General features: G+C 59.2%; 21 protein-coding genes. 11 read left to right on the forward strand and 10 right to left on the reverse strand.

The genetic code is table 11. From position 1 onward, the window contains the following. Positions 1 to 508: 508 nt before the first annotated feature. Positions 509 to 1720: an adenosyl-hopene transferase HpnH gene (hpnH, locus tag Absy_RS04780; protein WP_048853609.1), complete on the forward strand. Its 1212-nt coding sequence runs from the start codon at positions 509 to 511 to the stop codon at positions 1718 to 1720. 255 nt (positions 1721 to 1975) lie between these two features. Next, on the forward strand, positions 1976 to 3277 hold the full coding sequence (locus Absy_RS04785; RefSeq protein WP_048853610.1) for a hemolysin family protein: 1302 nt from the start codon (positions 1976 to 1978) through the stop codon (positions 3275 to 3277). A gap of 172 nt (positions 3278 to 3449) precedes the next feature. Here Absy_RS04785 and Absy_RS04790 read toward each other — a convergent pair whose 3' ends face one another. Both Absy_RS04790 and Absy_RS04795 read right to left on the reverse strand, forming a co-directional pair. Further along, a complete protein-coding gene (locus Absy_RS04790) occupies positions 3450 to 5387 on the reverse strand; it encodes a transglycosylase SLT domain-containing protein (RefSeq protein WP_048853611.1) in 1938 nt (645 codons plus the stop codon). A gap of 211 nt (positions 5388 to 5598) precedes the next feature. Continuing rightward, a complete protein-coding gene (locus Absy_RS04795; RefSeq protein WP_048853612.1) occupies positions 5599 to 6459 on the reverse strand; it encodes a uracil-DNA glycosylase in 861 nt (286 codons plus the stop codon). 35 nt (positions 6460 to 6494) lie between these two features. Here Absy_RS04795 and Absy_RS12860 point away from each other — a divergent pair, with 35 nt between their 5' ends. The 4 genes from Absy_RS12860 (at position 6495) to Absy_RS04810 (ending at position 11380) form a co-directional block, all read left to right on the forward strand. After that, a complete protein-coding gene (locus Absy_RS12860) occupies positions 6495 to 6626 on the forward strand; it encodes a hypothetical protein (protein ID WP_257006302.1) in 132 nt (43 codons plus the stop codon). 47 nt (positions 6627 to 6673) lie between these two features. Beyond that, positions 6674 to 8473: a tetratricopeptide repeat protein gene (locus tag Absy_RS04800; RefSeq protein ID WP_245614731.1), complete on the forward strand. Its 1800-nt coding sequence runs from the start codon at positions 6674 to 6676 to the stop codon at positions 8471 to 8473. Beyond that, positions 8470 to 9375: a 4-(cytidine 5'-diphospho)-2-C-methyl-D-erythritol kinase gene (locus tag Absy_RS04805; RefSeq protein WP_048853614.1), complete on the forward strand. Its 906-nt coding sequence runs from the start codon at positions 8470 to 8472 to the stop codon at positions 9373 to 9375. Before Absy_RS04800 ends, Absy_RS04805 begins: the two co-directional genes overlap by 4 nt. A gap of 121 nt (positions 9376 to 9496) precedes the next feature. Further along, positions 9497 to 11380, forward strand: a complete 1884-nt coding sequence (locus tag Absy_RS04810) for a Hint domain-containing protein (RefSeq protein WP_048853615.1) — start codon at positions 9497 to 9499, stop codon at positions 11378 to 11380. Positions 11381 to 11451: 71 nt separating this feature from the next. On the opposite strand, the gene Absy_RS04815 is transcribed toward Absy_RS04810, so the two are convergent. From Absy_RS04815 to Absy_RS04835, 5 genes are all read right to left on the reverse strand, one after another. Continuing rightward, the gene (locus tag Absy_RS04815) at positions 11452 to 12459 is read right to left on the reverse strand and encodes an SDR family oxidoreductase (RefSeq protein WP_048853616.1); all 1008 of its coding nucleotides are present in this window, start codon (positions 12457 to 12459) and stop codon (positions 11452 to 11454) included. A gap of 156 nt (positions 12460 to 12615) precedes the next feature. Beyond that, the gene (locus Absy_RS04820; protein WP_048853617.1) at positions 12616 to 13194 is read right to left on the reverse strand and encodes a YqaA family protein; all 579 of its coding nucleotides are present in this window, start codon (positions 13192 to 13194) and stop codon (positions 12616 to 12618) included. An 8-nt stretch (positions 13195 to 13202) separates the two neighbouring features. Next, entirely contained in the window at positions 13203 to 13412 is a 210-nt protein-coding gene (locus Absy_RS04825; RefSeq protein WP_048853618.1) for a hypothetical protein, read from the reverse strand. Between the two features lie 22 nt (positions 13413 to 13434). Continuing rightward, positions 13435 to 14898, reverse strand: coding sequence for an MATE family efflux transporter (locus Absy_RS04830; RefSeq protein WP_048853619.1), 1464 nt, complete (start codon positions 14896 to 14898; stop codon positions 13435 to 13437). 228 nt (positions 14899 to 15126) lie between these two features. Then, positions 15127 to 15321, reverse strand: a complete 195-nt coding sequence (locus Absy_RS04835) for a hypothetical protein (protein ID WP_048853620.1) — start codon at positions 15319 to 15321, stop codon at positions 15127 to 15129. A 249-nt stretch (positions 15322 to 15570) separates the two neighbouring features. Here Absy_RS04835 and Absy_RS04840 point away from each other — a divergent pair, with 249 nt between their 5' ends. Then, positions 15571 to 16503: a ribose-phosphate pyrophosphokinase gene (locus Absy_RS04840; RefSeq protein WP_048853621.1), complete on the forward strand. Its 933-nt coding sequence runs from the start codon at positions 15571 to 15573 to the stop codon at positions 16501 to 16503. Positions 16504 to 16509: 6 nt separating this feature from the next. After that, positions 16510 to 17106, forward strand: a complete 597-nt coding sequence (locus Absy_RS04845; protein WP_048853622.1) for a histidine phosphatase family protein — start codon at positions 16510 to 16512, stop codon at positions 17104 to 17106. 130 nt (positions 17107 to 17236) lie between these two features. On the opposite strand, the gene Absy_RS04850 is transcribed toward Absy_RS04845, so the two are convergent. Then, positions 17237 to 17635: a hypothetical protein gene (locus Absy_RS04850; protein ID WP_048853687.1), complete on the reverse strand. Its 399-nt coding sequence runs from the start codon at positions 17633 to 17635 to the stop codon at positions 17237 to 17239. A gap of 253 nt (positions 17636 to 17888) precedes the next feature. Here Absy_RS04850 and Absy_RS04855 point away from each other — a divergent pair, with 253 nt between their 5' ends. Then, positions 17889 to 18428: a DUF1269 domain-containing protein gene (locus Absy_RS04855; protein WP_048853688.1), complete on the forward strand. Its 540-nt coding sequence runs from the start codon at positions 17889 to 17891 to the stop codon at positions 18426 to 18428. A gap of 177 nt (positions 18429 to 18605) precedes the next feature. Further along, complete coding sequence (locus tag Absy_RS04860) at positions 18606 to 19745, forward strand: MFS transporter (RefSeq protein ID WP_048853623.1); 1140 nt, start codon at positions 18606 to 18608, stop codon at positions 19743 to 19745. A gap of 117 nt (positions 19746 to 19862) precedes the next feature. Here Absy_RS04860 and Absy_RS04865 read toward each other — a convergent pair whose 3' ends face one another. Together Absy_RS04865 and Absy_RS04870 are read right to left on the reverse strand one after the other, a co-directional pair. Further along, positions 19863 to 22124, reverse strand: a complete 2262-nt coding sequence (locus Absy_RS04865; RefSeq protein WP_048853624.1) for a TonB-dependent receptor — start codon at positions 22122 to 22124, stop codon at positions 19863 to 19865. 241 nt (positions 22125 to 22365) lie between these two features. Continuing rightward, positions 22366 to 23139 carry an SDR family oxidoreductase gene (locus Absy_RS04870; protein WP_048853625.1) on the reverse strand — a complete coding sequence of 258 codons (774 nt, stop codon included), beginning with the start codon at positions 23137 to 23139 and terminating at the stop codon, positions 22366 to 22368. A 149-nt stretch (positions 23140 to 23288) separates the two neighbouring features. On the opposite strand from Absy_RS04870, the gene Absy_RS04875 reads away from it, so the two are divergent. Continuing rightward, on the forward strand, positions 23289 to 24194 hold the full coding sequence (locus Absy_RS04875; RefSeq protein WP_048853626.1) for a LysR family transcriptional regulator: 906 nt from the start codon (positions 23289 to 23291) through the stop codon (positions 24192 to 24194). Positions 24195 to 24200: the final 6 nt, after the last annotated feature.

The following is a 24200-nucleotide window of genomic DNA, read 5'->3' on the forward strand; positions in this document are numbered from 1 at the left end:
CCGGAAAACGGCCAAGAGTGGGAATCGGGGACGGGGCGTTCTTGTTGTCAGAACTGACCATGCGATTGTTTCCATCTTCTTTTTAGCGGGGAACGGCACACAACTGCCCTTCCAAGGCAGGGTGTAACGCCCCCCGGCGTGCCTTACATCGCGTTAACATGCCGACAGACATCGCGAACCAATGGGGTTTGGTTTAATGTTTTGTGAAAGAACGCAAGCATGGAAACAAAAGTCACTGGCGATTGTGTCTTTTTTGCAACAGGGGTCGAAAAAGACTTGAGCTTGACAAACGAGGCCACCTATATGCAGGCGAATACCTCATACACGCATGGCTATACATGTTCCGTGCCTGTCGCTCCTTCAAACAGTCCACTGGTGGAGTAGCAGGCCACGCTGGCAACAGGTCTGGTCACGCGCTTGATGGACAGACTCACTACTGATTTGTCTTAATTAACTTTACTACCAGTCACGATACGGGCGTTAAGTGGATGCGCCGAAGCGGGGGTTTATGGCCGTACCGATAATGCAGGCCGTCAGGGTCGGCAGTTACGTTGTCAAACAGCACATTACGGGGCGCAAGCGCTATCCGCTGGTGCTTATGCTTGAGCCGCTTTTTCGCTGCAATCTGGCCTGTGCAGGCTGCGGAAAAATCGATTACCCAGCGGCTATTCTCAACCAGCGCATGACCGTGCAGGAATGTCTGGATGCAGATGCGGAAGCAGGCGCACCAGTTATTGCCGTGGCCGGCGGGGAACCGCTGCTACACAAGGAAATGCCGGAAATCATCCGTGGGCTGATCGCGCGCAAGAAGTACGTTTACCTGTGCACGAACGCCCTGCTGCTTGAGAAGAAGATGGATGATTATGAACCATCTCCCTTCTTCTCATGGGATGTGCATCTGGATGGCGACAAAGCCCAGCATGATGCCTCCGTCTGCCAGGATGGTGTGTACGAACGTGCGGTTGCGGCCATTAAAAAGGCCAAGGCGCGCGGCTTCCGTGTGTCCATCAACTGCACCGTGTTTGATGGGGCAGACCCGCAGCGCATGGCCAACTTCTTTGATGAAGTGATGGCGATGGGTGTGGACGGGATTATGACTGCACCGGGCTACGCTTACGAGCGTGCGCCTGATCAGGCACACTTCCTCAACCGCCAGAAGACCAAGCAGCTCTTCCGTGATGTGTTCCGCCTTGGCAAGGGCAAGAAGTGGCGCTTTACGCAGTCTCCTCTCTTCCTCAACTTCCTTGCCGGGAACGAGCAGTACCACTGCACGCCGTGGGGCAAACCCCTGCGCAACGTGTTTGGCTGGCAGCGTCCGTGCTATCTGCTGGGTGAAGGGTATGCCAAGTCCTTCCGTGAGCTGATGGAAGACACCAAATGGGATGACTACGGCACCGGCAACTACGAAAAGTGCGCCGACTGCATGGTCCATTCCGGCTATGAATCCACAGCGGTCATGGATGCTGTGCGCCGCCCCTGGCACATTGCCAAGGTTGCGCTGTTTGGCCCTGAAACCGAAAAGCCCATGGTGCCGGAAATCTCGCTCGCTAACCAGCGGCCTGCCCAGTATGTCTTCTCCAAACAGGTGGAAGAGCAGATGGAAGCCATTGCAGCGCGCAAGCCTGCCAAGGCCCCGCGCGTTAAGGTGGTACGGACCGAAGGGGCGAATGACGAGTCCCCCAAAGCCGCAGCTCCAGCAGAAAGCACTGCGGCAGACTGATCCCGCGTTAAGCGAATCGGTTTTGCAAGCTAGAAAACGGCTCCCTCGGGGGCCGTTTTTTTATGCGCACCCAAAAAAGAATACCGATTTGGTCCGCTTTATCGGATGGGCAGACATACACTCCCCGCATGGAGTTGATGGGTGGGGTGGGTCGCACGTTCGGCGCTGGTCTCACGCGGGATCATCCCTTATCGTGCGCAGCGGGGCATTTGTTGTGCAAAGCCCGCTATAGCAAAAGGCGTGTTGGTTTTACCCATGGCACTTTCCATTCTTGTTATTTTCTTTCTGGTTTTTCTCAATGCTGTGTTCGCCATGGGTGAGCTGGCTCTTATTTCCGTGCGTAAGCCACGTCTGGCCCAGTTGCAGGAGAGTGGCGTGCGGGGGGCGGACCGCGCCATGCGTCTGGCGGAAGACCCCCAGATCTTCCTGCCCACCGTGCAGGTCGGCATGACTTTGGTTTCCATTCTGGAAGGGACGTTTGGCGGGGTTCAGATCGAAGCCCACCTGACCCCCATTCTGGAACGTTTTGCCGTGCTTAAACCGTTTGCTCCTCAGCTTTCCATGGTGGTCGTGGTGGTTTTTATTACCACGATCATGCTGGTACTGGGGGAGCTGGTGCCCAAGCAGCTGGCCCTGCGTGAACCCGAAAAAATGGCAGCCCGGCTGGCCATGCCACTGGAGATGCTGGCCAGACTGACAGGGCCGGTCGTTATGCTGCTGCGGGCCTCCTCCAACATGGTGCTGCGTTTGATGGGGGCGAGCGATGCAGTGAACCAGAGCCTGACGGAAGAGGAGCTGAAGGCCTACATTGCCGAAGGCGCACGTCTGGGCGTGCTGGAGCACGAGGAGCGGAGCATGATCGAACGGCTCCTGCGTCTGGCTGACCGGCCTGTGCGGGCGATTATGACGCCCAGAAATGAACTGTGCTGGATTGACCGCCACGCAGGGCGCGAAGCCTTGGTGCAACTGCTCAAGCAGACAAGCTATGCCCGCATTGTTGTTTGCGAAGGTGGGGTGGATAACCCGGTTGGCGTTATTCTGGCCAAGGATATGCTGGACCGGGTGCTGGAGGGGATGCCCGTGTCCATAGAGGCGGGTATGCGGCCCATGGTTGTGGTGCCAGACAGCATTTCCGCCCTTGATATGCTCGAGCGGATGCGCAGCATTACACTGGGCATGGCCTTTGTGCTGGATGAATATGGTGCTTTTGAAGGGGTGGTCACCCCTGCCGACCTGTTTGACGCCATTGTGGGGGAAACCTCGCACGAGCAGCCCCAGTCCAGCCACCATGCAGCCAACGTGCCTGCGCCGGATGCGGTGATCGTGCTCGAAGGAACCGCCTCGGTGGACGAGATCAAGGATATGCTGGGTCTGCGTTCCTTGCCCGAAGAAGGGAGCTACCACACGCTTGGCGGCCTGCTGCTGGCCTTATTGCGGCGTGTGCCTGCAGCGGGTGACAAGGTGGCTTACGATGGCTGGCTGTTTGAGGTGCTGGAGGTTGAAGGTCGTCGGGTTGCCCGTGTGCGTGCCAGCCGGCAGGCACTGGCGGAGAATTAACGGGTCCATGTTCTGTGTGGTGGGTGGAGCAGGCCCCACCGGAGGAGGGTGCGGCAGTGGGCCAGTAACTTCCCCACAGGTTGGTATGGTAAAAGGGGCGCAGCATGGCTGCGCCCCTTTTGTTTGGCCGTGTGGTCTGGTGGACCTGCGGCCTTACCGTATGACCTGAGGGTTAGTGCAGGGTGCTGGCCAGTGCGGTTTCGTCCGCAAAGTCGGGCCAGGTGCCATGGGCCAGCGCACTGAGGGAGGGGGCTGGCAGCTTCATTTTTGCTGCATAGCGCCACAGGTACGTCAGGGTCCGGTGCACGTAGTTCCGGGTCTCCTGATTGGGGAGCAACTCCATGAACAGGAGCGGATCGTCCGAGGAGGCAGCCAGATTTTCCCAGTGTGCCAGTGCATTGGGGCCTGCATTGTAGCTGGCCAGAAGGCGAATAATATCTCCGCCACGGGCTTCCGTATGGTTGGCCTGCTGGGTCAGCTTGGCCAGATACTGCACATAACGCTGCCCAATCTCCAGATTAAGGCTGGGGTCATGCAGGGCGGAGGCCGAACGCTCGAACCTGTGGTTGGGGTTGGTGGTGGAGGCACTGGTCACAAAATCTGCCGTTATGGGGCGGATTTGCATTAATCCATGCGCCCCTGCACCCGATACGGCGTGGGCATCAAAGTTGGATTCCACGCGGGCCAGCGCATAAACCAGCGCCGGGTCCATGGTAAAGCCATTGCGTGGTTTAAGCTGGGGCAGAGGGGTGTCATCCATGTTCTGCGCGGTTGCGGCCTGATTATGCAGGGAATCTTCCATCTCACGCGCAAGGTCATGCAGTCCGGCGGCATCTGCGACCAGTTGGAACGAGCGGGCCAGTGTTACGTCATGCAGGCTGGGCCATGCACGGCGCATGGCGTTTTCGGCCATTTCCGGCTCCCCGACCTGAATGAGAGCAAACACGCGGCGACCGACCTCGGTATTTCCAACAGCTTCCAGATCAATTTCGGTCAGCACCGGAGCAGAGGCAGCACTCTGGCTGGCATTGCCTGAGCTTTCCAGCGGGGCAAAGCTGGCCAGACCGTGGCGTTCGCTCAGCTTGTGGGGTGTTGTGCCTGAATGCAGCATGTTGCTGGCCAACAGCCCGTAGAACGTCCGGGGGAAGGTTGCCGCATGTTGGAGCCAGAGGTGCTGGCTGTGCGGGTTGTTGGTTTTTTCGTACGTGCGGGCAGCCCAGAAGGCGTTTGCAGCCCGCATTTCCGGCGTGGCGCGTGGCGCGTGGGAGGCCCGCTCAAAAAATGGCGTTGCCTCGCTGTAAGCCTGCTTTTGCCACAGGGCCAACCCGGCAATGTAACCTGCCAGTGCGTTTTGCTCATGTGCAACGCTCTGGGCCGTGCGGCTTATGTCCAACGCCAGATCGGTTTCCCCCGCTGCCAGCATGGCCTGTGCCGTTTCGGCCTGTAACTGGGCCGCGTAGGCAGGGGTCATGCCCGGAGTAATGCTGATCAGGTGGAGGGCACTGTGCACACCCTTAAGGCCCCATGTCGTGCGTTCGCGCAATGTGCGGTCCAGCATGGGGTTGCGGGTGAACTCCTGCAATGGCCCAGCCGCCAGAGCGGCATGTTCAGGGGCCAGATGCTCGGCAGAAGGGGCCGCAGGCATAGGCCCACCCCGCTCGGACAGGCTTGCAAGGCGTGCCCACACGGCGGGTGCATCTGCGTAGCTGGTATATTGCTTGAGCCAGTTGCGCAGTTCGGTTGCGCTGGGGTGGTAGCTTGGGTTGAGGTAACGGTTTGCTTCAACCTCGCCCAGCAGCAATGAATCGGTCAGATGGGTGGTGCTGCTGATTGCCTCGGCAAAGGCTCCCATCCGCTGAAGCCGAAAAATGGTGCGGATATGGGTGGCTACATCGGGTGGTAGTGGTTTGGGTAGAGCAAGATCATCCCCTTCCGGAAAAGCCCGGCGTGGCAGAACCATCGCAAGCTCTTCGCTGTGCGGTTCTACCCCGTGGTCCGGGGAACTGGCGTGGGCTCTCGTCGTGCTGACGGAAGCGCTGGCCAAAAGAGCGGCTCCAGCCAAAAAGGCTTTTGCCGCGATCTGATGAGGAATTTGACCTATCGCTCGCATGGCTGGCGGGGTCTAGGCGTTTTGCGCGCAAAAAGCAAGTTTACTCTGTGTAAACATTGGTCGGGGCGTTTCAAAAACTGTTTGGGTGTTTGCCGTAACGCGCCGGTTGTTGCTTGCGGAGTTCTTTGTTTTCCAAAGGTATTTGGCGTTATTTCATTCTGTAATTCTTTGTGAGGTGGGGAACGATATTTCCGGCGTGGTAATGGTTGCTTTACGGGTCGTCCCGCAGTGTTTTCATGACCATCATCAGCGTTTGCCATATCTCCCTGCGTGCCGTGGGGGAGGCCCGGAGCTGGAGCGGATGACGCATGACCACAGCGGGAATGGTCGGACCATCTGGCAGGGTCAGCGCGCTCCATTCGCGGCGTTGGGCAGGGGTGTCCCTGCCGAGCAGCATGGTTGCTGGCAGGCGGCCGCACAGCACAAGGCGGCGGGGGGCAAACAGGGTAATGGCCCGCTGTAAAAAGGGTACGCATATCCGTTGTTCCGCATCCGACGGGGGGCGGCCACCGGGCGGACGCCACGGCAGGGCGGTGGCAAGGGCCAACTGGCTGCGCTCCAGTGGAAGAGGGGCCAGCAGGGCGTCCAGCAGGGAGCCGCACAGACCGGCAAAAACCTGCCCGCTCCGGTCCTCATCCGCATCAGGCGCTTCCCCGATCAGCATCAGGGGGGCGTTGTGCGGGCCGGTCGGTGCCAGTGTGTGCATGGCCGTTGCATGGAGGGAGCAGGCGGCAAAGCCTTCCATAGCCGCACGCAGGGCATCGGGTGTTGTGGCCTGTGCCGCCGCATGTTGGGCAAGGGCAATGGACTCGCCCAGACTTGTTACACCTGCTGCTGCCGCTGGGGTGGCGGCCATTGGGGGCGTTTGGGGGGGGGCTGGCTGGTGGTGTGTGGTGTGTGGCCCCGCGGCTGGTGCGCCCGGTGTTACGCCCGATCCGGCCCGTGTTGGCGCGGCAGGGAGCCGGAACGCCCCCGCTCCGGTCTGGCGGTGGTCCGTGGCCTGATCGGTTACGGCGGTATCCACCCCCCATTCAGTATAGAGGCGGAGGAGGGAGAGGGCGTCTTGCATCATTCAGACCGTATCACAGGCGGGGTGCGGAGCAGAATATGAAGCTGATGGTTTGGTGGTTTGGCATGAGCGCGGTAGAGAAAAACCAGCCGTTCATGTTGTTCCTCTCCGCTACGCTGGCAGATGTGGGGCGTGTGGTACGGCAACCCGGTGCTGCCGCCTCAGCTTGAATAGGGTTCTTATGCTGTTTTGTCGCCTTATGCCTATGGTTTTCCTGTTGTCTGCCACAATGCTGGTGCCTCCGGCTCTTGCGGCAGCGCCCGAGCCTGCAAACGTTTTGCACAACAAAAGCAACCCGGTTGAGCCGGTGCAGACTGGGCGTGTCGATTCGCAAGCCTTCCTGCGTGGTATTGTGGCGGTTCATCTGGGGGATGATCTGGAGGCTGCCCAGGCTTATAACACTGCATTGCAGGCAGACCCCGCAAACATGGACCTGCTGCGGCAGGCTTTTGTGCGCAACATTATGGCCGGGAACCCGCAGGCGGTGGAACTGGCGCGGCAGGTGGATAAAAACATCCCAAGCCGCAGTGTTGTGTCCGCCATGGTGTTGGGGAACGATGCGGCAGTCCGCGGGGCATGGCCCGATGCGGTGCAGTATTATCATCGTGCGGGGGCGGACCCCATGGCCCACCTGATTCTGCCCCTGCTGCTCGCATGGTGCCAGCAGGCGCAAGGTCACGCGGATGCGGCAATAGAGAGCCTGCTCCATGCACAGACCTCCGTATTGCAACCGTTTTACACATTACATGCCGGGATAATTGCGCAGGTTGCAGGCCAGTCCGAACGAGCGGGAGCCCTGTTCGAGCAGGCCCAGAAGATCATGCCGGGGTACGACATGCTGCTAACGCGTTCCTACGCCGCATGGCTATGGGCGCATGGCAAGCAGGACAAGGCGCGCACCGTTATTCGCAAACTGGTGGAAACAGATGCCGTTCTGGCGCTGGCCGGACCAGCCTTGCAGGCCAATATTGCCCATTACCCCGTAACGTCCCCGCAGGCGGGCATTGCCCGTGGCTATGTGCTGACCGCATTTTTGCTGCGCCAGCAGGCGCGCGAACAGGCCCAGCAGGCCGCCAATCCGGAAAACGGAGCATTCAGCCAGCTTCAGTTTAACGAGGCCGCCCGCCTGATGCTGGGTTTTGCACTGGCCATGGACCCGACACTGGCCGATGCCCGCCTGATGCTGGCGGAAATACAGGACGACGAACAGCATTTTAACGCCGCCCGCCAGACGCTGGAACGCGTGCCCCCGCAGGACCCGCTGGCCGCAGTGGCAACGCTCCGGCTTGCTGTGCTGGAGAGCGCTAACGACCATCCGGCAGATGCCATTCCCCTGCTCAGGCATTTGGCCGAGCAGGTGCCGGGGCAGATTATTATTGAGCGCGAACTGGGCAGCGCCCTCAGCCAGACCAAGGACTGGCAGGGAGCCATAGCTGCCTATTCCCGTGCGATTGATCTGGCTAACGCACAGAAACGCCCGGACTGGACGCTCCTGTTCCTGCGCGGCATGGCCTACCATGAGGCGGGGGATTGGCCCCATGCCAAGGCGGATGCCCGGGCCGCACTGGCTTATGCGCCAGATGATTCGTTTTTGCTGAACTTTTTAGGCTACAGCATGGCCGAACAGCATGAAGACCTGAACGAAGCGGAAAAACTGCTACAGAAGGCCCATGCGCTGGATGCGCAGGATGCCGCCATAACCGACAGTCTGGGCTGGGTGCGCGTGGAGCGCGGCGACCTTGCCGGGGGCCTGCCCCTGCTGGAAAAAGCAGCGGAACAAACGCCAGAAGACCCGGAAGTCAATTACCATCTGGGCGAGGCCTACTGGCGGGCAGGGCGCAGGACCGAGGCTGTGGACCAGTGGAACATGGCCCTTGGCCTGCACCCCAGTCCTGCGGATGAGGCTCTGATTCGCGCTGCCTTGCAAAAAGCAGGCGTTCCCGCCACAACCTCAGGCGCACAGGCCACGCCCGTGCCTGCCCAACCCGCCCCGGAACAAGGAAAGCACACGCCGTGACCGTTGCCGCATTGGATGTTTCCAGCTTTGCGTTCACAGAGGCCGCACCCGCCAAGGTCAACCTGTACCTGCACGTAACAGGCCGCCGGGCGGACGGGTACCACCTGCTGGACAGTCTTGTTGTGTTTGCCGGTGCGGGGGATGTACTGCATTACCAACCGGGGCCAGAACCACTGCACCTGCATATTGTGGGCCGGTTTGGCCGTTTGCTGGATGCCTCTGCCGCTGGAGCGGATAATCTTGTGCTCAAGGCTGCCCGTGCATTGCAGGGGCTGTGCGGTACGCAGGCCCATGTGCAGGGTGGCACACTGGTGCTGGATAAAAAACTGCCTGTGGCATCGGGTATTGGCGGCGGGTCAGCGGATGCCGCAGCCACCCTGCGTTTGCTGGACAGGGCATGGAACGTGCAGGCCAGCCGGGAAGACCTGCTTAAACTGGCCGAAACACTGGGGGCGGATGTTCCCGTTTGCCTGCTAAGCCAGACTACGCGAATGGAAGGGATTGGTGAAAACCTGACCCCAGCCCCCCATTTGCCGGAATGTGGCATGGTGCTGGTCAACTGTGGGCAGGCAGTTTCCACCCCCGAAGTTTTCCGCCGCAGGGACGGGGCTTTTGCACCCCGTGCGGCCATGCCGGAGCACTGGGGCAACCTTGCAGATGTTGTGGCGTTCCTTGCGCAGCAGGGGAACAGTCTGGAAGCTCCGGCCTGTGCCGTGTGCCCGCCGGTCGGGCATGTGCTGGCCGACCTTTCCGGGCAGGATGGCTGCCTTATGGCCCGGATGAGCGGGTCTGGGGCAACGTGTTTTGCCCTGTTTGCAACGCCACAGGCCGCACGGCAGGCAGCCGACAGGCTGGAAGATGCCCACCCCGCATGGTGGGTGTGGGGTGGCGGACTGGTCTAAATTAACACCGGAGTTAATTTACCGTTAAAGCGTATTGGTCATAAAGAATTATTAACCAAATGTTATAATTCGCTCCGTATGCCTTCTTCTTCAGGCTGTTTTGAAGGGGAGGTGTCGGGGCATGGCGCATTACGTCAACACCAATGGTGTCACTTACGCGATCACTGACCATCAGGGTTTTTTGGGCGTGCGGGATGGTTACAGGGTCAGCATTACAGACCCCACTGGCGCACGTATTTATGCAGGCGTTATTCACCCGGCCATTTTTGGTGGCCAGTGCAATGGTAATGTGCTGCTTGGGGGCGGGCAGGGCTTGCCCCGTGTTGTACCAGCTCCTGCGGGGGGCACGTATATTGTGCCGCCGGGTGTATATGCCACATTTGGCATAGGCCCCGCCACAGGGCATGTGCCTTGTGGCAGTACCTTCTATATTGGTGGCAATGCCCTGTTGGGCGTAGCGCTTGGGGTGCCTGCGGGCCTGTGCGTGCATGTGGCAGGTGGATGCGCCCTGTTTGGTGCCACAGAGGCTGGGGCAACGCTGGACGGTGCGGTGCTGCGCATAACCAATGGCGGAATTTTCTCCTGCGGTGTGGGGCTGCCCGATGTGCTGTGTGGCGCCACCGTGCAGTTTGGGGCAGGGGGTGGCACATTGGTGGTTAATGCCGCTCATATGCCGTTTGACCTGTCTGGCACGGTTATTCTGGATTACAACCCGGCCCGGTCCATGATCGAGGTCCGCAATATCTGCCAACCCATTGTAACATACCACGTAACGGGGGCTGGTGCCTGCCGTACGCTTGTGCTGCGTGGGCGGGACCAAACGGAGGTGGGGCGTTTTACGGTAGAGCTGGCCAACGGTGTGGTGCTGGAAGAGGGGAACTACCCAGCCGCAGGTGGAGCCAGCGCATTCCGTATGGGGTGTGCAAAAACTCAGACCCGGACCAGAGCCTGCCTGATTGAAGGAACAGAACTGCATTCGGCAGGAAAAACCGTTGCGCTGGAAACCCTCCAGACGGGTGGCCTGGTGGATGTGTGGACACAGGGTGGAGCGCGTGTGCAGCGGCTGATGTGGGTTGAGCGCGGCCATAGGCACGCCAGACCGGAATTACCCGTGGAGGAGGCAGGCTACCCCATCCGGGTTTTGCGCCATGCTCTGGGGGCCAATATGCCAGAGCACGACCTGCTGCTAACGCCAGACCATAGCGTACTGCATAATGGGCAGTTTGTACCCGTACGTATGTTGGTGAATGAGAGTAGTATTTTTTATGACCAGAGTATTGCATCCTACCAATACATAATGCTGCAAACAGAAACGCACGCTGTACTTGTAGCCAGCGGGGTGCCGGTGGAGTTTTATCTGGCGCAGCAACCCGGCCAGCATCCAGCGTGGCAGGGGGAGGTGGTCCGCCTTGGCAGCGCAGCCGCTCATACATGGGAAAAGGAAGTGCTCCCACTCAGGCTGAGCGGGCATAAGGCTCTGGCTGAGGTGTTTGCCCAACTGCGCGCGCGGAGCCAAACCATACCGGGGTGCCGCATGGCTGCGGAGGCTCCGGAACTGAGCATGGACCCGGATCTGTTTTTGCTGACAGATGCAGGGCAGCGCATCCGCCTGTTGCGGCGCGATGGGGAGAGCTACTGCTTTATGTTGCCAGCAGGGGTGAAAAAAGTTTTTCTGACCTCCCGCACCAGCCAGCCTGCCGTGGTTATTGGGCCATATACGGATGACCGGCGCACCCTTGGCGTTGCCGTGGGGGCCATTACCCTGTTTAGCGGTGGCCGCCATGTGGTGCAGACCGGGCACCTGCGGGCGGAAGGCACTACATGGTCCGGCTGGCACAAGGCCAATGCGGATGGCACACTCCGGTGGACCACAGGTGCGGCGGAGTTACCACTCGTAGGGGTGCGGGAAGGGCAGATGGGCCTGCTGAGTATTCAGGTTCATGCCGCAGGGCCGTTTGTTGTGGAACAGCCACCCGAGGCCCAGATGGCCCAGTTGCGGGCCTGACCTTACGGCCCCCATAGCCTGATGCCGTTGTGCAGGCAGGAGGGAGGGGGCCAAAGGGCAGGGCGTGTTGGTCAGGACTTACGGCACTGGCGGATATGGTTAAGTGCCGCACTCAGCCCCATGGCAGCCAGTGCGCCAAACAGGCTGGCCCGCAAACCGGAGGAGACAAAGATGGTCCAAGGGCTGTTCAGCCTGCGGGCTTTGGCATCAAACGGACCTTCCGAGCCATAGGCACCGGGTACGGGTTTGTACAGGTCATCGGGTTGTGGGCCTTCAGCCCAGTCGTGGCTCATCTGGGCTTTGTAGCCATGGCTGGCCAGCCGTGCCTCGCGGCAGCCGGGGCCAGCAAAGCGCCATAGGGCGGCAAAGCTGTTGCTCCAGCCAATGGAAATGGAACGGCTGGTTGTAAAGGCGGCACGGCAAATGGCTTCCGCCGCAACCTCTGGTTCATAGACCGGGCCAAAGGGTTTAAGCCGCTTACCCGTCAGGTTCCGGGTCCAGTTATAGTGTGGTGTGTTAATGGCGGGCAGGTCCACCATAACCAGACGGATGTGGTCTGCATCATGGCGCAGTTCGGTGCGCAGGCTGTTGCAAAAGGCGCGCAGGGCTGCGCGGGAGCCGTTTTCTGCCGCCTGAAGGGGCAGGTCACGCAGGGTGGGAGCCAGATCAAGGTTAATAATCGCCCCTTGCCCCCTGCGGCGCATCACATGCAGGGCAGCCAGTGTGCCGTTTACGCTGCCCAGATAGGTTACCTGTGTAGCACGCTCAATATCCTGGGCACTCAGTGCTGCCACCTGCCCCACAACAGTAGCCCCGGCACAGTTGGCCCAGACGGAAATAGGGCCAAGTTCAGCCTCAATATGGTGTGCCGCGTCCTGCACGGCCTGTGCGTCTGCTACGTCCACACTGACAACAAGGGTGCGTATGGAATGTTGGGCCAGATTGTCTGCTGTGGCCTGCAGGCGCTGTGCATCCCGGCCCAGCAGGGCTACATCAAACCCTGCGCGGCCCAGTGCACGGGCTGCCGCGCGGCCAATACCCGAACCTGCTCCTGTAACGACCGCAATCTGAGTTGCCATGCCTGTTGTGCCTCCCGTGTTGGTTTTTGGTGGTGTGGATGGGTTTTTAAAACATTAATCTGTTTTACCTGCGCGTGCAGGGGGTGCAGCGCAAGGCAGTTTGGTGCGGCCCAGCCCTGTGCAAAGGCATCGTTCTCCCCCTGTCTGGACCATTTTTTACAGGTAACGCAGGGCCAGAAAGCCACCAAGCAGCATAAGGGCGAACAGGCCGGTAACCAAAGGCAGCCGGTTTTGCAGAAAGTCCTGAATACTGGGGCCAAACCGCCGCAGCAGGCCTGCAACCAGCGCAAAGCGTGCTCCGCGCGTAACAAGGCTCGCGCACATAAAGGGAATAATGGCAAAATGTGCCATGCCACTGGCAATGGTTACAAACTTGTAGGGAATGGGGGTTAGCCCCTTGAACAGGATAATCCATACCCCCCACTGGCGGAACTTGTCCTGCAAGGCGGCCAATGTATGCTCGGCATGGTAAAAATGAACAATGGGGCGGGCCAGCGTGTCCAGCAGAACTGCGCCAATCAGCCAGCCCAGCAGCCCCCCGGCCACGCTTGCCACAGTGCAGATGGCCGCGTAGCGCCATGCCTTGTCCTTCTGGGACAGAACCATGGGCACAAGCAGTGTTTCTGGCGGAAGGGGGAAAAAGCTGGCTTCCGCAAAAGCCAGTGCCGCCAGCCAGAATGGGGCATAGGGGCTGGCGGCGTGCTGGAGAACGCGGGCGTAAAGTTTATCGAGCATTCAGGTCGTTACAGTCGTTCTTGGCGCAGCACGTCTTCGGCTTTGCGGTGTATCAGGTCATATTCGGCTTGTGTCAGGTTGCCCCGATGCAGCATTTCGCTCGCACGTGCAAGGGCATCGCGGGCATGGGTTGCATCGGGTATGGGGTAGCGGCGGCCGGGTAGGGCAAAGGCGCTATCGGGCAGGGCGTTGCGTTCTTCCGTGGTCAGTTTGGACATGTGCGTATTCCTGTTCCCTCGGTTAAAGGTCGGAGGCACTTTCCACCTCGTCCAGTTCCGCCATGGCGGCTTCTGCACTGGTGGTCGGCACGTCAGAAACTGGCGTGCTCCGCAATTCCTGCGCCGGAGGGAGCGGCGCGGGAGCCGTTGCCAGTTTTCGCGTGACATGGAATGCAGTCAAGACCGCAAATGTGCCGAACAGCACAGCGCCTATGGCCTGCCCGACCTGCACACCCTGTGGGCCAAAGCGCGCGCAGAGCAGAACAAACGGAATGGTGCCCAGCGTTGCCCGCCCCCAGTTGAAGGCCGTGGAGTAAAGCGGAAAGCCAAGGTTGTTAAAGGCGGCATTGGCCACAAACAACATGCCTACAAACAGGTAGCTTCCAATGGTCCATGTGCAGAACAGGTGCAAAAGGGCGGCAGCATTCCCCTGTGCGTTGTAGATGGCAATAATTAGATCCTGAGCAAAATAGAGCACAATCCATGTCAGCCCTACGCTCAGCACAACAAGTTTAAGGGCCGCGGCCAGTGTTTCGCGCACACGGTCGGGGCGGCCTGCGCCCACGTTCTGGCCCATGATCGGGCCGACCGAGCCGGTTAGCGCGAACACAAGCGCGAACAGAACAGGCACCATACGCTCGATCGAGGCCTGCCCGGCTACGGCCTCCAGCCCAAAACCAGACATGGCGCGGGTTACGTAAACCCCACCCGCAGGGGTTGCCAGATTGGTGAGGATGGCAGGGAGCGATATGCCAGCCACCCGGCGCGTATCCGGTATAATGCGGCGCAAGCAGGGGCGGGCAAGCATATTGTGCCGCAACGCGCCCCGCAGCCCGGCCCCCGCCACCACACAGCGCGAGAGAATGGCGCTTATGGCAGCCCCCATCAGCCCTTCGTGCAGGCCAAAGATAAACAGTGGGTCTAAGGCTGCGGCTACCACAGCGCCCATGAGGGTAATGTGCATGGAGCCTTTGGCATCGCCCACAACCCGCATCAGTGCGGAGCAGCCCATGCCAATGCAGATCAGAGGCAGCGCGCCGCTTAAAATGCGCAGGTAGCCAGCGGCCTCGGCCAATGTCTGGCCTTGTGCGCCAAACAGGCTGAGTATGGGGGTTGCGGCCAATGCCGTGGTCACGCCCAGAATCCCGGTCACCACGGTCATGACAATCATGGCGGAGGCGGCAAGGCAGCGGGCCTCCTCGTGTCGTCCGGCTCCGATCTCGCGCGCGGTGGCAGCACTGATGCCAATGGTCAGACCAATGGAAATGGCAATTTGCAGCCCTATCACCGCGCTGGCAAAGCCAATTGCCGCAGTCATGGCGGTGTTGTTGAGGTGGCTGATATAGATCATGTTGAGCATATCGACCGCAAATACGGCCATAAGCCCAATGGCTCCGGTCCCGGCCATGACCAGCACGTGCCGCATGATGCTGCCTGTAGTAAAACAGGCTTTGTGACGGCTACCGGGCGAAGAAGGCCGGGTCATGCTGGCTCCGTTGGGGCTTGCCCTTGCGTGCGGGCACGCTGGGGTGGACGTTTAGGCAGGGTAGTATGTCACGTCCGGGTGGGACTGCGAATAACCTGTGCGTGGATTAAACCGCATGGCATGGCTGAGTGAAAGGTAAGGAAGCCATTGGCGGTGGCGTAAGCAGGCTGTGGAGCTGCAACCTTTGCCATGTTGTGTCGAGTTATCTGCCATGCGTTGTGTGGTATGTTAGTGACCTTCCACCCCGTTACCCGCCAATATGGCCCATGCAGGCTGGTTCTGCCTGTATGGGCACAAGGCCTGCTCGGCCTCAAGCCATGCCATTAAAGCCAGAAAACCGGGCACGCCATGCAATTTGGGTATAAAGGCAGAGCCACAAGGGCCGGAAAGGGCAAAGCCCATTTGCAGGCTGGCTTCCCCCATGTGCAGCCATTGCCCGGTGGACTGGCGGGCTTGGCGCTAACGCACACCCTTAGAGCAAAGTGGCGGAATGGCGCAAGCCATGGATGGCCAGCCACACCCCCAAACGCGGCTTTTAGGACACGCTTGCCCCGCAGACGTATGCTGCTGGCCGAAGGATGGATGACAATGGGCCGCGTGGTTGCTAAACCCCCCTCGCTGCAGTCTTCCTTCCTATTCGTGTAACAGTTGAGGCCGGGAAACGTCCTTGTCATGAAAATTGTCGCCTGTAACAGCAACCTGCCACTGGCCCAGGCCGTTGCCGCAGAGCTGAACCTGCCCCTGTGTAACGTAACCGTGCGCCGCTTTGCGGACATGGAAGTGTTTGTTGAAATTCATGAAAACGTGCGGGGCGAGGATGTTTTTGTCATCCAGAGCACCTGCACGCCCACGAATGACAACCTGATGGAACTGCTGATCATGCTGGACGCCCTGCGTCGCGGGTCGGCCAAGCGCATTACGGCTGTTATTCCCTACTTCGGGTATGCCCGTCAGGACCGCAAGTCCGGCCCCCGTACACCCATTAGCGCCAAGCTGGTTGCCAATCTTCTGGTCGAAGCCGGGGCAAGCCGCGTGCTTACATTGGACCTGCATGCCATGCAGATTCAGGGCTTCTTTGATATTCCGGTGGACAATTTGTACGCAGCGCCGCTGTTTGTGCGTGATATTCGCGCCCAGTACGGCGATCGTGATCTGATGATTGTTTCCCCCGATGTGGGCGGTGTTGTGCGTGCGCGCCAGCTTGCCCAGCGCCTGAACACCGATCTGGCGATTATTGACAAGCGGCGCGAACGTGCTGGTGTGTCCGAAGTCATGAATGTGATCGGGGATGTCAGTGGTCGCCACTGTCTGCTGGTGGACGATATTGTAGATAGTGGCGGCTCACTGTGCAACGCAGCCCGCGCTATTGCCAAGCAGGGTGCTGCATCCGTTGGTGCGTATGTGACCCATGGTGTGCTGACCGGGCAGGCTGTGCCCCGTATTGCCGATTCCCCGATTGAAATGCTGACCCTGACGGACAGTATTCAGGCAACAGAAGCGGTTATGGCAGCCAGCAATATTCGCCAGATTACCATTTCTGGTCTGCTGGCACGGGCCATGCGTGCCGTTGCGGATGAAAGTTCCGTATCGTCCCTGTTTGACTGAGGTGTCATGAGCCAGCTTCTCCCCCGCCCGTACTGGTATTTGCGCCACGGTCAGACCGACTGGAACCGGGCTGGTCTGTCGCAGGGGCGCACGGATGTTCCCTTGAACGAAACCGGCATTGAGCAGGCGGTAGAGGCAGGTAAACTGATCGAGCAGGCCATACGTGCGGCGGAGCAGGGGCGCATTACGCGCATTGTGTGTTCACCCTTGGAGCGCGCACACCGGACCGCCGTGATTGTGCGTGACCAGCTGGTGGCCCACGGCCTGCCCGCACTCCCCCTGAGTGTGGATGACGGTCTGGCCGAAGTCTGCTTTGGCGAGCAGGAAGGCCAGCCCATTGCCGACTGGTATGATGACTGGATAGCAGAGCACTATACACCACCCGGCGCAGAACCTTTTGCCGCGCTTAAAGTCCGTGCGGCGGCGGCGCTGAACCGTGCAACAGCGCAGGATGGTCTGCCACTGGTTGTGGCACATGGTGCCTTGTTTCGGGCTTTGCGTGCCGTTATGGCGCTGCCTGCCAATGTTCGCCTGCCCAATGCCATTCCGCTGAGCATTGTGCATGATGCGCAGGCTGGCTGGAACCTGACTGAACTTTCCTGATTGTTCTCAACTCCTTATGCCCGCAGCTTTGCCAGAGCGGGTAGGGGGGGAGAACAACCTGATGTGCAGGAAACCCTTTACGGTGTGGTGATGTGCGTTACCCACCACACCGTATGGGCCGCGCGGACCCTCATACCCGGTTTGTGGGCGGCTGAGGGAACAGCGAAGGGTCATGGATGGCCCGGAGTCGCACGCATTGCGGTAGCATTTTGCGAATCATCTTCATGGTTGCCAGATCGGACAGACCTGTCTGTTCGGAAAACCAGTCCAATTCTTCCTGCAAAAAGAACCCGCGCACTTCCGCCTCGGTTGCAGGCGGGCTGTGCGGCGCGCTCTGCCAGCGGCGGATGGTGTTGATCATGCCCATGGCCTGTGCGCGCTTTTCCAGCTTACTCGGGCGGTCCGGGCGGGGAACGGGGCCAAGCACTTCGTTGAGTGCCGTGAGCAGTCCGGATTTGTCGGACGTAGCACCGGTGATAAAATCCCCAACATGGGTAATGGCATTGGTGACAGAGTTAAGGAATGTCATGGAAGCCCCCTGTTTTCTAAAAAGGAGATACAGGTGCAACGAACTCCATATGGGCAGAGTTGCGGTCTGGTAGATTAAATAAAAAACATCTTGGCCTTGGGTAATCCACGGCATGGCCTGCCCCCCACTTGGGCGGCAGCGCGTGGGCAGCCCTGTGCCGGAGGCTCTGGCAAAGGTTTGGCCCCGTCCCTACATTATGGGTGTTACGCGCTGCTGTTCCCGTTTGGGGCAGGCCGCAAAAGAAGGAAATACCATGTCTGATCTGATCGTTCTGGGCTTTGACCATATTGATGATGCCGCGAAGGTGCTGACGGAATGCCGCGCACTCCAGAAGGAATATCTGCTGGATATGGAAGATGCCGTTGTGGTCACGCGGGATGCCAATGGCAAAACACACCTGCACCAGAGCGTTAATCTGGAAAAAGCCGGGGCGTCCTGGGGGCTGTTCTCTGGCGGGTTCTGGGGTGCCGTGGTGGGGCTTTTGTGCCTTAACCCGCTGGCAGGCTTTGTGATTGGCAGCGCGGTCGGGGCCGGGGCGGGGGCTCTGGCTGGCAAAATGTCCGATTACGGGATTGATGACGGGTTTATTACCAAGCTGGGGGATACCATTCCACCCAACACATCGGCCCTTTTTGTGCTGGTGCGCAAATCCCAGCCGGATAAGGTTCTGGCCGACCTGCAACAGTTCAAGGGCCACGCCCGCATTTTGCAGACCTCGCTTTCCCCCGAGGCGGAAGCCAAACTCAAAGCGGCACTGGGTGATACGTCCGCGGCCACAACGCCTGCGGCTTGACCCTTCTTTTTTAAGGGTTGCACGCAATAGGAGAGGCTGGTGGGCGTGGGCCTGCCAGCCTCTTTTTTATGGACGGGGCATGGCTGAAGCAGACTTTATGGATATGAACATTGTGCACGGTGGTTGGGCATAGTAGGGGCCAAAGTGGTTTTTCCTTTTATGTCGGGTTGTGCAGCTATGGTGCGTCTTGTCATGCTTTCGGTCGGGGCGTTTGTGTGGCTTGTAACCGAGGTCATGCCCATTGGCCTGTTGACCGATATTGCGCAGGGGCTGCACGTTTCCCCCGCGCAGGTGGGGCTGCTGGTGACAGGCTATGCCTGGCTGGTGGCATTAACGGCTATCCCCCTGACGTTGCTGACCTCTGGTGTGGACCGGCGGACCCTTGTTGCAGGTCTGCTGCTGCTGGCCGGAGGGGTGGATGTTGCCTGTGCGTTTGTAACCAATTACGCGGTTATGGCGGTGCTGCGCATTATGCTTGCATTGGGGCACGGGGTTTTTTGGTCGGTTATAGCCAGTGTGGCGGTCCGTCTGGCGCCGGATATTCCTGTGGCGCGGGCAACCGGGTGGGCTTTTACCGGCGTTGCGGTGGGGTTTGCCGGGGGGATTCCCCTTGTGTCTGCCATTGGGCAATGGTTGGGCTGGCGCGCGGCCTTTGTAGCCTGTGGTGGTGCTGCCCTTGCGGTGTTTGCCGCAGCTCTTGTGCTGTTGCCCCCCATGCCTGCGCAACGGCGGCACATGGACCTGCGGCGTCTGCTCCGCCAGCCGGTACTGGTGTATATTGCCGTGCTGACCATGCTGGTTATTACCGCACATTTTGCGGCCTATACTTACATTATTCCATTATTGCAGACGATTCCGCATAGTCCTGAACAGCTTATTCCCGTGCTGCTACTGGTTTATGGCGTTGTGGGTATTGGGGGCAACTGGGTTGGAGCCCGTCTGCCCTGGTCGGCAGGCCGGTTGATTGGCATGTCCACGGCAGGCCTTATTGCCACCCACGGGATTATGGTTGCCTCCGGGTGGATTCCGGGTCTGGTGTGGGTGGATATGGTGGTGTGGGGCATTGTCAGTGCGGTTCTGAACATGGCACCGCAAAATTATGCCATGGAACTGGCCCCCAATGAGCGCGAGGCCGCCTGCTCTTTTAGTGTTACCGGGTTTAATGCGGGTATTGGGGCCGGGGCGTTGTGTGGTGGGGTTGTTCTGGGCGCTGCGGGGTCTTATGCGGTGCTGGCATGGAGTGCGGGAATTGCCGTGTTGGCGCTGATCGTATTCTGGGCCGGGCGGTTTGTTGTGGGTAAGGCGGATCAGCCATAGAATGTGCAGCGTTCATACCCCAATGGGCAAAATCCGTAAGGAGGGGAACGCTGCACAGGTGGCGGGTTAAAGGCCGTCTGGCTGGCAAAAACCTGTTGTTCTGCCAGCCATTTGTTATCAGAACCCTTGCGAAACCCCACACAGGATGGTCCGGCGCAGGCCATATTGTGGCGCACCCACACCAATGCCCGATCCATCGCGCAGCAGGTAGGTGTGGTCTCCCAGATTGATGACATCCAGACGGAGCTGCGTATCCCCGTGCCATGCGGAGCCAAATGTATTGTGGATGGTCTGCACGGCAGAAAAATTAACCGTAGCATAAGGCTTTAACGCCAGTCCGTTGGGTATGCCGTTCACATCATCATCCGCGCGCAGTCCGCTGCCATAAACCATGGTGGCCGACAGGCGCAGAGGTGTGCGGGTTTTGCGGAACAGCGTATAGGTTGCACCCGCGGATGCCGTCCAGCGCTGGTCGTGGTCCAGATGGACCCAGCGGTTGTTGATGTAGTTCAGTTCATCAGCATCAAAGTTGAACTGTGCACTGGTAATTTTTTTACCAATAGCACGGGACCATGCAAAGTTACCGTAAATGGAGAGAGGTCCGTGGTCGTAAGATGTGCTGACCTCGTACCCATTGACCTGCCCATGGCGGTAGTTAAAGCCGCTCATAATAATGGGGGCGCCAAACTGGCCCTCATCAATCAGGTTTTTGGCCAGTTTGTAATAGGCATCGAACGAAACGCGCCAGCCGGGCAGAATGGTCTGCTCAAAGCCTGCATCAAAATAATGGTCGCGCTCGGCACGGACTTTGCTGTTGGTGGTGGAGCTGGGGGCGGCGGTTGTGTTGGCAAACTGCGCGAGGGAGCTGCTGCTGACAACCTCAAACGGTGGGGGTGTAAAATAGCGCGAATACCCGGCATGGAGGGTGCCACCCTGCCATGGTTTCCATACAACGTTTACGCGGGGGCTAAACTGGTGTTCGGCAGTGTATTCGCTCACACCATCAAACCGCATTCCGTAGTTTATGGTCAGGTTGCGCAGGGGCTGCCATTCGTCCTGTGCGTACAGGCCATAGACCATGCCGGTTTTGCCGCTGCCATCATGCAGGGTCAGGAGTTGGTTATCCAATGTGCTGAGAACATTGGACGTTGTTTTGGAAACATTACGCTCCACAAAAGCCTGAAAACCAAAACGCACGGTATGGTCGCGTGCTGCGCGCCAGGTTACGTCATGCTGTGTGCCGGTAGAAAAAACAGACCTCGCGGCCTGCTGTGCATTGCCAAGGTAGAGCAGATCCCCTGTTAGGTCGGGGGAGTAACGCAGGCTGCTGTACCGGGTAAATACGGAATCCTGCAGGCTGAATGCGCCAATTTCCTTTTGCAGGGCCAGAACGGCAAAGTCGGTAATCTGCTTCTGGTGTTCGTTCAGGCTGTCGCTGCTGGTGGCGGCTCCGGCAGGTGGGGTGTAGTTGTGGCTCCAGTCCTGCGGAAGTTGCCCCGGATTATTGGGGAGCTGATATTCCGCGTTGGAAATGCCAGCAATCAGGCTTATGCGTGTATCTTCATCCACTGTGTAGCGGGCATGGCCCAAAAAGTGGTACTGGTTGCTCAGGTCGTGTGGCGCATTAAAAGAGCTTGTTGTGTTTTCGATCCCTACGCGGTCATGCACAAAGTCCGCCGTGGCAAAAAAATCCCACTTCCCTTTGTGAAAACCGTATTGCAGGGAAGGGAAAAAATAATCCCGCGCCCCACCGTAAAAAGAGAGGTTCCCCCCTGCGTTGGTGGTGCCGTTCTTTGTGGTAATGTCCACCACGGCAGCCTGTAGGAACCCGAACTGGCTGGGCAGTGCGCCCGTGGTCAGGGACATGTTGTCCGCAAAACGGGTCATCAATGCCTGCCCGAACACACTGAGCCCTTCGGGGAGCTGCACCCCATCCAGCCGGAACTGGACCTCGTTATGGTCTCCACGGACGTGGATCTGGCCGTAGCTGTCCTGTGCGACACCGGGCGCTTGCAAAAGAACCTGATTAAGCGGGGCATTATCCCCACCCGGAATATTTTCCAGTGCCTGCCTGCTAAAGCGGTACACCGTAGCTCCTGTGGTGGGGGACAGTTCGGAGCGCGCGCGGTCCAGATGAGCGGTCACAATAACCTGCTCTGCGGTATGCTGGGCATTCTGGGGAATAACCTTGACCGTCTCGCTGCCTTTGCGCACCGGAAGTTTGGCTGCCGTATGTGCGGCCGGAGCGTTATGGGGGATGGTCGTGGCCGTTACCTGCGTGGTGGGTGTGGCCGTCTGGGCTGCTGCCGTATGGCCTGTTGCCAGCAGGCTGCTCAGAAAAGAGGAGCAGAGGAGAAGACCAGAAGGTCGGTAGGTCATGGATACATGCCGCCTGAATTGGAGTGTGCCAAGGGCCGCATAGCTATTAGTTATATTATAACATAACAATCAAATTCTGAACGTTGGGATAACGTGGCAAAACGGTTGTTGTATTTGTGCAACGCATGGCTGAGGTGCCATAAACAGGGGCAAGGGGAGCAATGCCCAAAAAAAACAACGGCTCCCCCACCTTATTTGGTGTTGGGGAGCCGTTTTGGAACAGGCTGTATTCAGCCGTGACCTATTTGGTGGTGTACCCACCGTTAACCAGAATGGTCTGCCCGGTCATCCACCATCCATCGGACACCATAAAGCGCACATGCGGCACAATATCTTCCACATCCGTCAGGCCCGTGTGGCTAAAACCGGAAAGAGCTGCTGCGGTTTTGTGGTAAGTCACAGCCTCTGGTTCTTCCTGCCCATAAAAGAACGGGGTATCCATTGGCCCCGGACCAATGGCGTTAACCGAAATGCCGCGTGCTCCCAGTTCTTTGGAGGCTGCACGGGTAAAGTGCTCCACAGCCGCTTTGGCTCCAGCATACGTGCTGTAGAAGGGCGTGTATGCCCCGAGGAGTGAGGTCACAATGCTCAGGAGTTTGCCATTGTTGCCCAGGTGTTGCCCGGCCTCGCGTATAAACTGGAAGGCCACTTTGGTGTTAATGGCAAACATGGCATCGAATTCTGCATCTGTTGTGTCGGCTATGGGTTTTTTAAGCACCTTGCCTATGGTGTTGATTGCAATATCCAAAGACCCTGCTGCCTGCATGGTTTTTGCAAACAGGTCTGCCATGGCACCGGGCTGTGTTAAATCTGCCTGAAAAACAAAGGCTTTTGCTCCGGCCAGTTCCACCGCCTGTGCGGTTGCCTGCGCTGCGGCTGCGCTTGTGTGGTTATGGTGGTGGATAACAATGGTTTTGGCCCCCTGTTTGGCCAGATCGCGCGCAATCTGCCCGCCAAGGTTTTTGGCTCCTCCGGCAATCAGGATGGTTTTGCCGGTTATGCTGTGTGTGGTCATGTCTGTGCTGCCTTGCTGGTGCAAACAGGCCCATGCCCGTTTTTCTGTGTGGCACAGTATCATCTGAAAAATGCAAATAAAGTTCCCATATATGATAAGACCTGTCAGAATTTACGAACAATCTGGTGCAAACAGGCAGGGGTAAGGGTGTGGACCGTATTGATCAATGCCGCATTTTTGCGCGGGTGGTGGAAACGGGGAGCTTTACCCGTGCGGCGGAAACGCTCGGTCTGCCCCGCTCTACCGTTTCCACCGCTGTGCAGGTGCTGGAAACCCGCGTGGGGGCAAGGCTTTTAACCCGCACCACCCGCTCAGTAACCCCAACGCCCGATGGCCACGCATTTTACGAACATTGCGTAAGGCTTGTAGCCGACATGGACGAGGCGGAAGACCTGTTCCGGCGTGAGCGTGGGCATGTGCGCGGCGTGTTGCGGGTAAGCTTGCCCGCCCGCATTGGCCGCCTGATTGTTGCTCCGGCTCTGCCGGGGTTTGTTGCGGCTCACCCCGGCATAAAGCTGGAGCTGGGCGTAACGGACCGTCCGGTCAACCTGACGGAGGAAGGGCTGGACTGTGTGCTACGGGTTGGCACCTTGCATGATTCGGGGTTGATCGCACGGCGTATGGGGCAGATGAGCCTGCTCAATGTTGCCAGCCCCGCGTACCTTGCCCGCCATGGTGTTCCCCGGACCCCTGATGATCTGGTGCGTAATGGGCATTTGGCCGTGCGTTACATGTCCCCCGCCAATGGACGGGTGGAGGCGTGGGAGTGGGAGGCAGAGGGCGCGCTCCACACGCTGGACCTGCCGGGGGCGGTTACGGTGAACAGTGCGGAAATGCAGATTGCCTGCTGCATGGCGGGGTTGGGGCTTATTCAGGTCCCCGCGTATGATGTGCGCTCACTGGTGGATAATGACCAGTTGCGCGTGGTGCTTCCCCAATGGTGCGCGCCCGCCATGCCTGTGGCCTTGCTGTATCCGCACAGGCGGCACCTTTCCTCCCGCCTGCAGGCGTTTGCTGGCTGGCTGGAGGTCTTACTGGCCGGGCATCTGCTATAAAAACCG

Origin of the sequence: Acetobacter syzygii (assembly GCF_000964225.1) — a bacterium.
Lineage (GTDB): Bacteria > Pseudomonadota > Alphaproteobacteria > Acetobacterales > Acetobacteraceae > Acetobacter > Acetobacter syzygii.

What these genes read in the sequence shown, in the direction of transcription:
- hpnH (WP_048853609.1), top strand. Translation starts at nt 509, where the DNA reads ATGGCCGTACCGATAATGCAGGCCGTCAGGGTCGGCAGTTACGTTGTC.
- Absy_RS04785 (WP_048853610.1), top strand. Translation starts at nt 1,976, where the DNA reads ATGGCACTTTCCATTCTTGTTATTTTCTTTCTGGTTTTTCTCAATGCT.
- Absy_RS04790 (WP_048853611.1), bottom strand. Translation starts at nt 5,387, where the DNA reads ATGCGAGCGATAGGTCAAATTCCTCATCAGATCGCGGCAAAAGCCTTT.
- Absy_RS04795 (WP_048853612.1), bottom strand. Translation starts at nt 6,459, where the DNA reads ATGATGCAAGACGCCCTCTCCCTCCTCCGCCTCTATACTGAATGGGGG.
- Absy_RS12860 (WP_257006302.1), top strand. Translation starts at nt 6,495, where the DNA reads ATGAAGCTGATGGTTTGGTGGTTTGGCATGAGCGCGGTAGAGAAAAAC.
- Absy_RS04810 (WP_048853615.1), top strand. Translation starts at nt 9,497, where the DNA reads ATGGCGCATTACGTCAACACCAATGGTGTCACTTACGCGATCACTGAC.
- Absy_RS04815 (WP_048853616.1), bottom strand. Translation starts at nt 12,459, where the DNA reads ATGGCAACTCAGATTGCGGTCGTTACAGGAGCAGGTTCGGGTATTGGC.
- Absy_RS04820 (WP_048853617.1), bottom strand. Translation starts at nt 13,194, where the DNA reads ATGCTCGATAAACTTTACGCCCGCGTTCTCCAGCACGCCGCCAGCCCC.
- Absy_RS04825 (WP_048853618.1), bottom strand. Translation starts at nt 13,412, where the DNA reads ATGTCCAAACTGACCACGGAAGAACGCAACGCCCTGCCCGATAGCGCC.
- Absy_RS04830 (WP_048853619.1), bottom strand. Translation starts at nt 14,898, where the DNA reads ATGACCCGGCCTTCTTCGCCCGGTAGCCGTCACAAAGCCTGTTTTACT.
- Absy_RS04835 (WP_048853620.1), bottom strand. Translation starts at nt 15,321, where the DNA reads ATGGGGGAAGCCAGCCTGCAAATGGGCTTTGCCCTTTCCGGCCCTTGT.
- Absy_RS04840 (WP_048853621.1), top strand. Translation starts at nt 15,571, where the DNA reads ATGAAAATTGTCGCCTGTAACAGCAACCTGCCACTGGCCCAGGCCGTT.
- Absy_RS04845 (WP_048853622.1), top strand. Translation starts at nt 16,510, where the DNA reads ATGAGCCAGCTTCTCCCCCGCCCGTACTGGTATTTGCGCCACGGTCAG.
- Absy_RS04850 (WP_048853687.1), bottom strand. Translation starts at nt 17,635, where the DNA reads ATGACATTCCTTAACTCTGTCACCAATGCCATTACCCATGTTGGGGAT.
- Absy_RS04855 (WP_048853688.1), top strand. Translation starts at nt 17,889, where the DNA reads ATGTCTGATCTGATCGTTCTGGGCTTTGACCATATTGATGATGCCGCG.
- Absy_RS04860 (WP_048853623.1), top strand. Translation starts at nt 18,606, where the DNA reads ATGGTGCGTCTTGTCATGCTTTCGGTCGGGGCGTTTGTGTGGCTTGTA.
- Absy_RS04865 (WP_048853624.1), bottom strand. Translation starts at nt 22,124, where the DNA reads ATGACCTACCGACCTTCTGGTCTTCTCCTCTGCTCCTCTTTTCTGAGC.
- Absy_RS04870 (WP_048853625.1), bottom strand. Translation starts at nt 23,139, where the DNA reads ATGACCACACACAGCATAACCGGCAAAACCATCCTGATTGCCGGAGGA.